The sequence below is a fragment of the Bradyrhizobium sp. HKCCYLS2038 genome (assembly GCF_051167655.1).
GTDB lineage: Bacteria > Pseudomonadota > Alphaproteobacteria > Rhizobiales > Xanthobacteraceae > Bradyrhizobium.
This window is the reverse complement of record NZ_JBNPTM010000001.1, coordinates 1566547-1578344: the sequence shown is the minus strand read 5'-3', so window position 1 is coordinate 1578344 and position 11798 is coordinate 1566547. Positions and strand designations below refer to the sequence as shown.

Here is an 11798-nt window from a genome sequence, read left to right as displayed (position 1 = left end):
TGCAAGCTGCGCAATGCGCTCAGGCGGCGCGGCCGAGCCACGCCCGCATCTTCTGAGCCAGGGTGCGCGGCCGGCCGTCCGGCGCGTCCATGGCTGCTGCGTCGGCGTGCTCGCGCGACGCACCGCCCACGTCCGCGGGTGGCATGGCCGGAGACTTGTCCTCGCTTTGACGGCCGCTTTCGGCAGCGGGCGCCGCCGGTGGCGGCACAAGTGATTTGATCGCCGCAGCCACGGCCTCGATGCGCGCAAGATCCGCGGGCACGCGCTCCGGCGCATCAGGCTGCGCGGCGACCGGATCGGTCGGCACCGGCAGCGGAGTCATGTCGGGAGCCGCGGGCATCGGTGCCTGCTCCAGCACGGGCTCGGGCGTCGACTCGACGATCGCCGCGGCGGGCTCCAGCGCGGGAACCGGAGCGTCGGGGAGTTGCGACGGCGCCGGCTGCTCCGTCACGCGGCCACGACGCCGCCGGGCAGGCGCCGGCTTCTCGACCCCCGCATTCTCGGCAGGCGCCGTGCTGGCCGGCTCGAGCGCGGGCTTCGCGCGGGTCTTGCGGATCAGCCCGGCCAGCGCGTACGGCCCGACCGTTTCCAGGAAGGTCTTCTCGTGATCGCGCGACAGCCGATCCACTGCAGCGTCGAGCGGCAGCCAGTCCACCGCGCGGACATCGTCCATCAGCGGCTGCGACGCTTCGCCTGCCGCCTCCATGCGCCAGTAGTGCACGACCTTGGAGCGCGTGCCGGTGTCGTGCACCAAGGTGCCGAGGAATTCGTGCACGGTCACCCTGTGACCGGTCTCCTCCAGCACCTCGCGCTTGGCGGCATCGCGCGGCGTCTCGCCGTCGTCGAGCTTGCCCTTCGGCAGCACCCATTCGTCGCGCTTGCGCAGGCGCACGACCGCGATCCGCGGCGGTTGCTCCCGCCGCAGCACGATGCCCCCTGCCGCCACGATCGGCGCTCTCGCCATCGCCTCTCCCATGCTGCCGGTTGCAGCCTGCTGATTCGCCAGTTCAACGCCAGGACATGACGACGCGCAACGACGAAATCGAGCTTGGGTTCCCAGTAGCTCACATTCACGGCGCGGCGACGCGCCTGCGCCACAGTGGCTGGCCGGCGCGGACACGCGCGCCCTCGGCGATGCCTGGAGCGAAGGTGAAGTCGCCCGGCGCGAGCAGGATGATGGTCGAGCCATGCTCGAACCAGCCGAGCTCGTCGCCTTTCGCCACCTGCTTGTTGCAGACATAAGAGAGCGGCCGCTCGGTCTGCGCGTTCAATACGCGGTCGAGCGCGTGCAGGCGGATGCTCGCAACCAGGATCGCGGCGACGGGCACGATGGTGAACGGCTCGCCTGTGGCAAGATGCGTGCGGATCACGGCGCGCTCGTTCTTGCAGAACAGCCGCTCGACGCGCTTCAGCGCGATCGGATTGACGTTCCAGACATCGCCATGGATGAGGCTGACATGCTCGAGCGTCATGTCATCCGGCGCATGGAAGCGGTGATACATGCTCGACGTCAGCCGGATCGTGACGAAGCTGCCATTGCGATGGGTCTCGACGACGGCGGGATCGGCGACCAAATCCTTCAACGAATAGGGTGCGCCCTTGATCTGGTAGAGCTCGCCGTCGCGGATCAGGCCGTGGGCGCCGATGATGCCGTCCGACGGGGTCGTGACGACAGCGGGATCGGGATCGAACGGCCGCAGGCCGGGCTTCAGCTCGCGCGTGAAGCAGGCGTGCAGGCTGTTGAAGTGGCTCTCCTTGGCCTCTGAGAGGTCGAGGTCGGAGAACAGCTTCCACAGCGCGATCGAGGCGTCGCGGACGAGCGGGTTCTCGATCTTGGAGAACCAGCCCATGAAGCGGGTCAGCGCGGCGCGCGGCACGCGGTTGGTGAGCAGGAAGTTGAGGTCTTCCTGTTGGGTGAAGGAGGTGATCAGGCTTTTGACTGTCATGAATCTGTCAGCAGGAGTGGTTAGCGCTTTTGGACATGATGGAAAACTCAATTCCTTATGTATCGCTCGCCGTTGGCGCTGCCGTGACAGCCGCAGTAGCCCCGAAGGTCAAGGCCCGCATCGAACTGTCGCGCGCAAAGCACCGCTCGCTGGCCGGCCATTCCAAGATGTCGCGCCGAATCTCCAAGCTGATCCCGCGCTATGAGTTCGACATGGAACATTTCTTCCGCTCCGACGGCGCGCCCCAGGCGATCGCCATGCAGCGGCAGGACGGCTTCTTCCGGCTCGGCGCGCTGTTCCAGGAGAGGTTCGCCAAGAGCCGGGCGCTGACCGCGGAGGCCGCGAGCCGCATCTCCGACCTGCAGTTCACCCAGGCCTACCGGGTGCCGTTCCAGTACAGCAGACTGGTCAAGGAGCAGCTCGGCGCCGGCTCGTTCATGCAGTCCTCGTCCGGCGTGACGATCACCGATCTCGACGGCAACCAGTTCTACGACCTGACCGGCTCGTACGGCGTCAACATCTTCGGCTACGACTTCTACAAGGAGTGTATCGCGGCCGCCGAGCGGCGCGCGCAGGCGCTCGGACCGGTGCTCGGGCTGTATCATCCCGTCGTCGCCGACAATGTGAAGCGGCTGACCGAGCTGTCCGGCATGGACGAGGTCTCGTTCCACATGTCCGGCACCGAGGCGGTCATGCAGGCGGTGCGGCTCGCCCGCTACCACACCGGCCGCAGCCATCTGGTGCGCTTTGCCGGCGCCTATCACGGCTGGTGGGGCGACGTGCAGCCCGGCGTCGGCAATCCGATCGCGCCGCACGAGACCTACACGCTGGCCGAGATGTCCGAGCGCACGCTGCATGTCCTGCGCACGCGGCGCGACATCGCCTGCGTGCTGGTCAATCCGCTGCAGGCGCTGCATCCGAACGGCAACGCGCCCGGTGATTCGGCGCTGGTCGATTCCTCCCGCAAGGGGCGTTACGACCGCGCGGCGTACACCACCTGGCTGAAGCAACTGCGCGAGGTGTGCACGGAGCGCGGCATCGTGCTGCTGTTCGACGAGGTGTTCCTCGGCTTCCGGCTCGCGCCGGGCGGCGCGCAGGAATATTTCGGCGTCAAGGCCGACATGGTGACCTACGGCAAGAGCCTCGGCGGCGGCCTGCCGATCGGCGTGGTCTGCGGCAAGAAGGAGCTGATGCGCCGCTTCCGCGACGACCGCCCGGCCGACATCTGCTTCGCCCGCGGCACCTTCAACTCGCACCCTTACGTCATGACGGCGATGGACGAGTTCCTGAGCCGGCTCGACAGCCCGAACTTCCGCGCGATCTATGATGGCCTCGACGACACCTGGAATCGACGTGCCGCGCAGCTCAATGCGGAGCTGACTGCGAAGGACCTGCCGGTACGCGTGTCCAACATGCAGTCGATCTGGCTGGTCGAATACACCGCGCCGTCGCGCTACAATTGGATGCTGCAATACTATCTGCGCGCCGAAGGCCTGGCGCTGAGCTGGGTGGGCACCGGCCGCTTGATCTTCAGCCTGAACTACACCGACGCAGATTTCGCCGAGGTGACCAGGCGCTTCGTCGCGGCCGCGGAGACAATGAAGCAGGACGGCTGGTGGTGGAACGACGGCACGCTCACCAACAAGGCGATCAAGCGGCAGATCCTGAAGGAGATGCTCGGCGCCGTTGTCCGGCGCTGATCTCGCTGCCCTCTCTGGGAGGGCAGAACAATCGCATTTGACGATCTGAGTGGTGCGCTCATCCGTCTCCACATCGTCATGGCCGGGCTTGTCCCGGCCATCCACGTCGTTCGGCATTCTGAGAACCACGTGGATGCCCGGGACGAGCCCGGGCATGACGGGGTAACCCAACGGCAAAGTTGCCTGTCTCAGCATCGACAATCCCATAAACACCGATGCCCGGGACTGGCCCGGGCATCGCGCCGCTCTGATCGCATCCGACTCAGGCGTGCTGCTCTTCGAGGCCCTCGCCGATCAGGTCGAGGCCGGGGTCGATCAGCTCACCGCGCAGCAGGGCGATCGGCGCCTTGCGGTACAGCATGAAGTCGTTGAAGGGGTCGGTGAGGATCTTGGTCATCCAGACCAAGCCGGTCTCGACGTCGCGGATGAAGAACAGCTGGATGGTGCGGAACATCAGGCCGCCGACGCCGATCACGAGCCACAGCTTGGCGGTCTCGCGCGCGAAATCCATCGCGGAGGCCCAGGGCGTGAACAGGCCGAAGAACGACGGCTGCAGATACAGCACCACCGGCGCGGCAGCCCAGATCGTCATCAGCACGACCTTGCGCTGCAGATTGTAGCCGACCTTGATCTCTTCCTTGTGCTCGTGCGTCGCGTGGTTGATATGATCGTAGCCGCGCGGCTCGAAGAAGAAATGTCCCGCCTGGCGCGAGGTCATCGACACCAGCCAGCCGATCAGCGCCGAGATCAGCGGATCGAACACCATCATCACATAGGCGATCATGAAGCTGACCGCGCTGACGAAATGCAGGCTCTGATTGATGCGGCTATGGTGATAATAGCGATGGTCGTCCCAGCGCTGGATCCGCAGCTGCTCCAGGAAGTGCTTGATCATGGTTGCTCCAAGGACTGAGTTGCAAGGCGTGTAAGGGGATTCGATGTAGGTGATGTGACAACATCGAGCTGTCACACGTCAGGACACGGGAACGCGGAACTCTGCCGCGGCTGGGCGCGGCGTCAGGCCGCCGCGGAACGCTCGATCTTGCGGAAACGCACCAGCGAGAAGTGTCCGAGCGGCGGGATCAGGCGGCGCTCGACCAGCTCCATGCGCTCGGCGCCGGCGAGCCAGCGCATGTAGCGCGACCAGCCGAACTCGGCGGTGCGGAAGCCGAGCCGGCGCACCACCGGCTGCAGCGCCTGCTCGATCACCCGGCGCAGGCCGTCATCGGCGCTGACGCGGGTCAGAATGATCAGCTCGCCGCCGGGTCGCAGCACGCGGGCGAACTCGTCGAGCGCGACCTCGGGGTTCGGCACGGCCGTGACGACATATTGCGCCATCACGACGTCGAAGGAATCGTCTGGGAAGTCGAGGTTCTCGGCATCCATCACCGCCAGACCCTCGACGTTCTTCAGCCGCTGATCGGCGACGCGGCGCATCGCCTTGCCGAGCATCGCCTCGGAGATGTCGGTGCCGAACACGCGGACATGCGGCGCGTAGAGCGGCAGCGAGATGCCGGTGCCGACGCCGACTTCGAGCACGCGCCCGCCCATCTTGTTGGTGGCCGAGATCGCGGCCTTGCGGCCCTTCTCGAACACGCCGCCGAACACGAGATCGTAGACCGGCGCCCAGCGGTCGTAGGCCTGCTCGACCTGCTCGCGGTCGAAATCGAGCTCACGCGCGCCGTCGAGCTTCATGGTTTCTGCCATCTCACATCTCACTACGTTTGGATTGAATCTGATAATTGAAGGCTTGGCCGTCAGCCGCGCACCGCGCTCTGGCCGGCCAGGATCGGTGCAGGACGAACGACGCGTGACAGCTGCGGCACGGCGAGATTGCCGATGAACTGGCGTGCGCTGTTCTCCCAGGAGCGGTCGAGCGCGAAGGTGCGGCACTCGGCGCGCGACATCGTCAGCGCCTTCAGGCAGGCCGCGCGCAGATCCCAGTCGATCGCACCCACCGGATGATCGGCAATGACGTCGAGCGGACCGGTGACAGGGAACGCCGCGACCGGCGTACCGCAGGCGAGCGATTCCAGCTGCACCACGCCGAACGTGTCGGTCAGGCTCGGAAATACGAAGACATCAGCGGCCGCCATGTGCGCAGTCAGATCCTTGCCGGTCTTCTCGCCGAGGAAATGCGCGGTCGGGAAACGCCGCGCGAGCTCGGCCTTGGCCGGACCGTCGCCGACCACGACCTTCGACCCCGGCAGATCGAGCGACAGGAACGCTTCGAGATTCTTCTCGATCGCGACGCGGCCGACGCTCATGAAGATCGGGCGCGGCAGATCGAGCGCCGCTGGTTCGTCGGGATTGAACAGCTTGGTATCGACGCCCCGCGTCCAGAAGCCGAGACGCTTGAAGCCGCGCGAGGCGAGCTCCTGCTTGAGCGAATTCGTTGCGATCATGGTCATCGCGGCCGCGTCGTGGAAGCGGCGCATCACCCAATAGCCGACCGCGTCGGGAATACCGGTGCGGACCGAGACATATTCCGGGAAGCGCGTCGTGTAGGAGGTGGTGAAAGGAAGGCCGTTGCGCAGGCAGTAGCGACGCACCGCCCACCCGATCGTGCCTTCGGTGGCGATGTGAATCGCATCAGGCGCAGCCGCCTCGATGCGGCGGGCGATCTCGCCGGCCCGCGTGATCGCGAGCCGCAGGCCCGGATAGGTCGGCACGCCGAACGAGGAGAACCCTTCGGGCGTCAGGAAGGTGATGTCGTAGCCGAGGCCCGCCGCGGCACGCGACAAGGAGGTGAGCGTGCGTACCACGCCGTTGACCTGCGGGTGCCAGGCGTCAGTTGCGATTAAGATCCGCATAAGGCGATCCGGAAAGTTGCAGCGATTCTGAACAGCCGCAAAATCCGACATTGTTATTTCAGGCGTGTGACGTCATCGAACTGTCGAAGGCTGTTTTTGCCGCGATCCACCGTCCACGACCACGATCTGCGCAGTCTCTGTCGTGAAACCGTCATGAAACAAACGGTTAAGCCGACGAAACCGTTTTACTTGCAGCGTGCAAACGCAATGAAACTTTTCTCCCTTATGAGTTGCAGCATCAAGGAGCCGGACCAAGCGCTCCGACAATGATGACAGTCAACTGATTTCAAGCGCGCTGGCTGAGACAACAGCCGCGCAACGACGATCAAACAGGCGGACGTTCATGTTCACGTCAGGTACGACCCGTTGGCAATCCCGCATCATCCTTGGCGCGCTGCTCGCCGGCGCGGTCGCGACCGCGTCGCCGACGCAAGCCGCGTCCCCCGCTCCATTCCCTTTCCCGTTCCTGCTGCCGCCGCCAGTCGCGAGCTATGAGCCGCAGGCCACGGTGCCGCAGCTTGTCGATCCGCGCGAGGACGAATCGACAACTTATGAGTTGCCCGCGCGCCTGCGCCGTCAGATCGTGAACTACGCGACCCGCGAAGCCCCGGGTACCGTCATCATCGACACCCCGAATACCTATTTGTACTACGTGCTCGGCAACGGCCAGGCGATGCGCTACGGCATCGGCGTCGGCCGCGACGGCTTCACCTGGTCCGGCGTGCAGTCGGTGACCAGGAAGGCCGAGTGGCCGGACTGGACGCCGCCGCCGGAGATGATCGCACGCCAGCCTTATCTGCCGCGCCACATGGCCGGCGGCCCCGGTAATCCGCTCGGCGCCCGCGCGATGTATCTCGGCGGCACCGTCTATCGCATTCACGGCACGAATGCCCCCGATACCATCGGCACCCATGTGTCGTCGGGCTGCATCCGCCTGACCAATCAGGACGTGATCGATCTCTATTCCCGCGTGACTGTCGGCGCCAGGGTCATCGTGCTGCCGATGGAGCGCCGCGCCGATCTCGGCCGAGTTCTTGGCCGCGTGACGCGCTGAACGGCGCGACGCTCCGGCTCCTGCCCTTTCCTACTTTCTTCCTCCCAGCTTCCCTCTTCCTCCCAGACTTGGACCGCCGTGGCCTCGTGCTCCGGCGGTCCTTTTTTTGCACCCGGGACGTTCACCATCACGCCCGATTGATGGCATCCCGCCGCAGGCGCTGCTCTGGCGCGCCTCGGTCCAGCCCTGTAAACTCGACAATCTCGCATTAACCGTGATCTCGCCGCCGCGGCGCGCCGACATCGCGGCAGCTGGAGTCCGTGGACCCGACATGAAGCTTCCGACGCCGCCACCGGATTGGCAGGGCAGGCCTCATCCGCTCGCTCCGAAACCGCAGCAGCGGCCGGCGCGACGCTCGCCGCCCTGGCTGCGAACGGTGCTGATCGGGGTTGCCGGGCTTGCCGCATTGGTCCTGATCGGCATCATCATCGCCGAAGTGTTCCTGTTTTCCGGCAGCACACCGGCGCCCCAGCTCGCCGAGCTGCCGCCGTTGCCGCCGGCGACCCGCAACTCGATCATCATGGCGCCGGTCACGATCTCGCTCGGGGCTATCAGGGATGCCGCCGAGAAGGCGACGCCGCGCAATTTTTCGGGCAAGTCCGACAATCCGGTGTCTCAGCTGCTGCAGAATGCCGACATCGGCTGGACGGTGTCGCGCGGGGCGATCGCCGCGACGGGCGCGCAGGACACGCTCTCGCTGATGACGCCGCTCTCGGGCCGGCTGAACGTCACGGGATCGCTGTCGGCGAAAGCGACCGGCGCGCTCGGTGATGCCATCGGCGGGCTGCTCGGATCGGACGCCGCCAGCAAGATCGGCGGCATCAACATCAAGAACCTGAACGCTACGGCCGACATCAAGGGGAGCGTGATGATCGCGATGCGGCCACGGCTGGCCGTGTCCTGGTATGTCGAGCCCAATTTCGCGGCCCAGGTCAATCTCGGCGACACCGCGCTGACCGTCGCCGGCGCGCGCGTCAACGTGCCGGCGCAGATGAAGCCGATCATCGACAAGCAGGTCAATGAACAGCTCAGTGCCCTCAGCGAACGGCTGCGCAAGGACCCGACGCTGAGACGAAATGCGCAGATCCAATGGTCCCGCGCCTGCCGCTCGGTCCCGCTGCAGGGCTCGGCGCCCGGACTGCCGCCGGTCTGGCTCGAGATCAAGCCGACGCGCGCGCTCGCAGCCCAGCCGGTGATCGATGCCACCGTGGCGACGGTGACGATGGGCATCGAGGCGGAGACCCGGGTGACGCCGGCAGAGACCAAGCCCGAGTGTCCGTTTCCCGAGAAGCTCACGATCGTTCCGCCGACCACCGGCGGCATCAACGTCGCGGTCCCGATCGACGTGCCCTTCGCCGAGCTCACCAAGCTCGTCGACTCGCAGCTCGCCGGCCGGACCTTCCCCGAGGACGGCTCCGGGCCGGTTGCCGTCACCGTCAAGCATGCGACCGTCACGCCCTCGGGCAACCGGCTGCTGATCTCGCTGCAGGTCAAGGGCAAGGAGAAGGAGAGCTTCTTCGGCCTCGCTGCCGAGGCGACTGTGCATATCTGGGGACGCCCCATCGTCGACCAGGCGCAGCAGATCCTGCGGCTCGCCGACCTGCAGCTCGCGGTCGAATCGGAGGCCGCATTTGGCCTGCTCGGCGCCGCGGCCCGCGCCGCGGTTCCGCATCTGCAGCGCGCGCTGCTGGAACGGTCGGTGGTCGATCTCAAGCCGTTCGCGGACAATGTCCGTGAGAAAATCGCGACCGCGGTTGCGGAGCTGCAGAAGAACGAGAACGGCATCCGCGTCGACACCGACATCAACAACCTCGCGTTGACCGACATCGCGTTCGACGCCAAGGTGCTGCGCGTGATCGCCTCGGCCGAAGGCACCCTGTCGGTCCGGGTCAACACCTTGCCGGGCCTGTAGTCCGCGGTCGTGCAACGGTCCCATGCACGGTCCCTGCTTTGCACCGCGCTGCCAACGAGGCTAAACATCCCGAGCCAACAACAACAATCTCGGGAGAAACAGATGAGACCTTCGGCGCAAGCCATCGCCGCTGCCCTGGCACTGGCAGCCCTTTGCGGAACCGCTCAGGCCCAGACGATCTCGGACGACGTCGTCAAGATCGGCGTGCTCACGGACATGTCGAGCCTCTATGCGGATGCCACCGGCAAGGGCTCGCTGGTCGCCGTGCAGATGGCGGTCGAGGATTATGGCGGCAAGGTCAAGGGCAAGAAGGTCGAAGTGGTCTCGGCCGACCACCAGAACAAGCCCGACGTCGGCATCAACATTGCGCGCAACTGGTACGACAACGAGAAGGTCGATGCGATCTTCGACGTGCCGACCTCCTCGGTGGCGCTGCCGATCTCGGCGCTGACGCGCGAGAAGAACAAGATCCACATCAATTCCGGCGGCGGTTCGTCCGACATCACCGGCACGGCATGCTCGCCGAACACCGTGCACTGGACCTACGACACCTACGCCCTGTCCAATGTCGCCGGCAAGGCGATGGTCAAGCAAGGCGAGGACACCTGGTTCTTCATCACCGCCGACTACGCGTTCGGCCAGGCGCTGGAGCGCGACGCGGCCAACGTCGTGAAGGAAGCCGGCGGCAAGGTCCTTGGCGACGTGCGCCATCCGCTGAACTCGTCCGACTTCTCGTCCTTCGTGCTGCAGGCGCAGGCGTCCAAGGCCAAGGTGGTCGGCCTCGCCAATGCCGGTGGCGATACGCAGAATGCGCTCAAGCAGGCGGCGGAGTTCGGCCTGGCGCAGAGCGGCCAGAAGATGATCGCACTGCTGATGGAGATCACCGACGTGCATTCGCTCGGCACAAAATCGACCGCTGGCCTGATCGTAACCGACGCGTTCTACTGGGACATGAACGACGAGACCCGCGCGTTCTCCAAGCGCTTCAACGACAAGGTCGGGCACATGCCGACCATGATTCAGGCCGGGCTCTACTCCGCGACCATGCATTACCTGAAGGCGATCGAAGCCATCGGCACCGACGAGGCCCCCAAGGTGATGGAGCAGATGCGCGCGACGCCGGTGAACGATTTCTTCGCCAAGAACGGCAAGATCCGCATCGACGGCCGCATGGTGCACGACATGTATCTGTTCGAGGTCAAGAAGCCCGAGGAGTCCAAGGGCGACTGGGACCTCTACAAGCTGATCGCGACCGTGCCCGGCGACGAAGCCTTCCGCCCGCTCGACAAGGGCGGCTGCCCGCTGGTGAAGCCGAACTGATCGAACCGCGACGACGGTCTCCCCCTCTCCCCGTTCTTGACGGGGAGAGGCAGCGCACCGCGCTCGGAGCGACGGCTCAGTTAATTACAAGCACTGATTTGGCCCTCTACGGCGACATTACGGACGCTGCATCGGTAGTCGGGTGCAGCCAAGCCGGCGCCGCATTCATCCATCACGCTTGACGCACCCACACGAAAGCCGCAACACGGGTCTAGCTGATGTCCAGGCCGTGCCGGACGTTGCCACCAGGAAACATTTCGCAACAAAAAACTTCGCAAAACGCCGCGATTCTAGGTCAATTGACGGTATGGCCCAGACACAACCCCACATCCTGGTCGTCGAGGACGACCGCGAGACGCGGACGCTGATTGCGAAATATCTGCGCAACAATGCCTGCAACGTGACGACCGCGACCGATGGCCGCGAGATGACCCGCATCATGGGAGATCACCGGATCGACCTGCTGATCCTCGACGTGATGCTGCCCGGCGAGGACGGCCTGACCTTGTGCCGCAAGCTGCGCGCGGAATCGCAGGTGCCGATCATCATGCTCACGGCGCGCGGCGAGGACGTCGACCGCATTCTCGGTCTCGAGATGGGCGCCGACGACTACCTGCCCAAGCCGTTCAATCCGCGCGAGCTGCTCGCCCGCATCAATGCGGTGCTGCGCAGGCAGGCCGCCGCGATCACCGCCAGTGCGACCGAGGGCGCGACCGCGCTGAGCTTCCTCGGCTGGAAGATCGATTTCCGGCTGCGCGAGCTGCGCAACCCTGAAGGGGCGCGCGTGGCGATGACGAGCGCGGAGTTCGACCTGCTGCGCACGTTCTGCGAACGGCCTGGTCGCGTGCTGTCCCGCGACAGCCTGCTCGACCTGACGCAAGGCCGCAGCGCCGGCTCGTTCGAACGTTCGATCGACGTTCTCGTCAGCCGCATCCGCCGCAAGATCGAGCCTGATCCGCAGGAGGCCACGATGATCAAGACCGTGCGTTCCGGCGGCTACATGTTCACGCCCGTCGTCGAGGTGTTGACCGCGCCGCAGAGCCATTGACGGGG

At 65.6% G+C, this 11798-nt stretch carries 10 protein-coding genes; 5 read left to right on the top strand and 5 right to left on the bottom strand.

The genetic code is table 11. The annotated features are described in order from the left end of the window. Positions 1 to 19 precede the first annotated feature (19 nt). Complete coding sequence (locus ACQR1I_RS06840; RefSeq protein ID WP_434869040.1) at positions 20 to 964, bottom strand: NUDIX domain-containing protein; 945 nt, start codon at positions 962 to 964, stop codon at positions 20 to 22. Between the two features lie 106 nt (positions 965 to 1070). Next, positions 1071 to 1946 carry an archaetidylserine decarboxylase gene (gene asd / locus ACQR1I_RS06835; RefSeq protein WP_434869041.1) on the bottom strand — a complete coding sequence of 292 codons (876 nt, stop codon included), beginning with the start codon at positions 1944 to 1946 and terminating at the stop codon, positions 1071 to 1073. A 35-nt stretch (positions 1947 to 1981) separates the two neighbouring features. Between asd and ACQR1I_RS06830 the strand changes: the two genes are divergently transcribed. Next, positions 1982 to 3646, top strand: a complete 1665-nt coding sequence (locus tag ACQR1I_RS06830; RefSeq protein ID WP_434869042.1) for an aminotransferase class III-fold pyridoxal phosphate-dependent enzyme — start codon at positions 1982 to 1984, stop codon at positions 3644 to 3646. A gap of 262 nt (positions 3647 to 3908) precedes the next feature. Here the strand turns inward: ACQR1I_RS06830 and ACQR1I_RS06825 are convergent, their stop codons facing one another. From ACQR1I_RS06825 to ACQR1I_RS06815, 3 genes are all read right to left on the bottom strand, one after another. Further along, positions 3909 to 4541: a hypothetical protein gene (locus tag ACQR1I_RS06825; RefSeq protein ID WP_434869043.1), complete on the bottom strand. Its 633-nt coding sequence runs from the start codon at positions 4539 to 4541 to the stop codon at positions 3909 to 3911. Between the two features lie 122 nt (positions 4542 to 4663). Then, on the bottom strand, positions 4664 to 5353 hold the full coding sequence (locus ACQR1I_RS06820) for a class I SAM-dependent methyltransferase (RefSeq protein WP_434869044.1): 690 nt from the start codon (positions 5351 to 5353) through the stop codon (positions 4664 to 4666). A gap of 50 nt (positions 5354 to 5403) precedes the next feature. Beyond that, the gene (locus tag ACQR1I_RS06815; protein WP_434869045.1) at positions 5404 to 6459 is read right to left on the bottom strand and encodes a glycosyltransferase family 4 protein; all 1056 of its coding nucleotides are present in this window, start codon (positions 6457 to 6459) and stop codon (positions 5404 to 5406) included. A gap of 343 nt (positions 6460 to 6802) precedes the next feature. On the opposite strand from ACQR1I_RS06815, the gene ACQR1I_RS06810 reads away from it, so the two are divergent. The 4 genes from ACQR1I_RS06810 (at position 6803) to ACQR1I_RS06795 (ending at position 11793) form a co-directional block, all read left to right on the top strand. Then, positions 6803 to 7513, top strand: coding sequence for a L,D-transpeptidase (locus ACQR1I_RS06810; protein ID WP_434869046.1), 711 nt, complete (start codon positions 6803 to 6805; stop codon positions 7511 to 7513). A gap of 271 nt (positions 7514 to 7784) precedes the next feature. Then, positions 7785 to 9425 (top strand): DUF4403 family protein, encoded by a 1641-nt coding sequence (locus ACQR1I_RS06805; RefSeq protein WP_434869115.1) that lies wholly within the window; start codon positions 7785 to 7787, stop codon positions 9423 to 9425. Between the two features lie 102 nt (positions 9426 to 9527). Then, positions 9528 to 10745 carry an ABC transporter substrate-binding protein gene (locus ACQR1I_RS06800; RefSeq protein WP_434869047.1) on the top strand — a complete coding sequence of 406 codons (1218 nt, stop codon included), beginning with the start codon at positions 9528 to 9530 and terminating at the stop codon, positions 10743 to 10745. A gap of 307 nt (positions 10746 to 11052) precedes the next feature. Next, entirely contained in the window at positions 11053 to 11793 is a 741-nt protein-coding gene (locus ACQR1I_RS06795; protein WP_434869116.1) for a response regulator, read from the top strand. Positions 11794 to 11798: the final 5 nt, after the last annotated feature.

What these genes read in the sequence shown, in the direction of transcription:
- ACQR1I_RS06840 (WP_434869040.1), bottom strand. Translation starts at nt 964, where the DNA reads ATGGCGAGAGCGCCGATCGTGGCGGCAGGGGGCATCGTGCTGCGGCGG.
- asd (WP_434869041.1), bottom strand. Translation starts at nt 1,946, where the DNA reads ATGACAGTCAAAAGCCTGATCACCTCCTTCACCCAACAGGAAGACCTC.
- ACQR1I_RS06830 (WP_434869042.1), top strand. Translation starts at nt 1,982, where the DNA reads ATGATGGAAAACTCAATTCCTTATGTATCGCTCGCCGTTGGCGCTGCC.
- ACQR1I_RS06825 (WP_434869043.1), bottom strand. Translation starts at nt 4,541, where the DNA reads ATGATCAAGCACTTCCTGGAGCAGCTGCGGATCCAGCGCTGGGACGAC.
- ACQR1I_RS06820 (WP_434869044.1), bottom strand. Translation starts at nt 5,353, where the DNA reads ATGGCAGAAACCATGAAGCTCGACGGCGCGCGTGAGCTCGATTTCGAC.
- ACQR1I_RS06815 (WP_434869045.1), bottom strand. Translation starts at nt 6,459, where the DNA reads ATGCGGATCTTAATCGCAACTGACGCCTGGCACCCGCAGGTCAACGGC.
- ACQR1I_RS06810 (WP_434869046.1), top strand. Translation starts at nt 6,803, where the DNA reads ATGTTCACGTCAGGTACGACCCGTTGGCAATCCCGCATCATCCTTGGC.
- ACQR1I_RS06805 (WP_434869115.1), top strand. Translation starts at nt 7,785, where the DNA reads ATGAAGCTTCCGACGCCGCCACCGGATTGGCAGGGCAGGCCTCATCCG.
- ACQR1I_RS06800 (WP_434869047.1), top strand. Translation starts at nt 9,528, where the DNA reads ATGAGACCTTCGGCGCAAGCCATCGCCGCTGCCCTGGCACTGGCAGCC.
- ACQR1I_RS06795 (WP_434869116.1), top strand. Translation starts at nt 11,053, where the DNA reads ATGGCCCAGACACAACCCCACATCCTGGTCGTCGAGGACGACCGCGAG.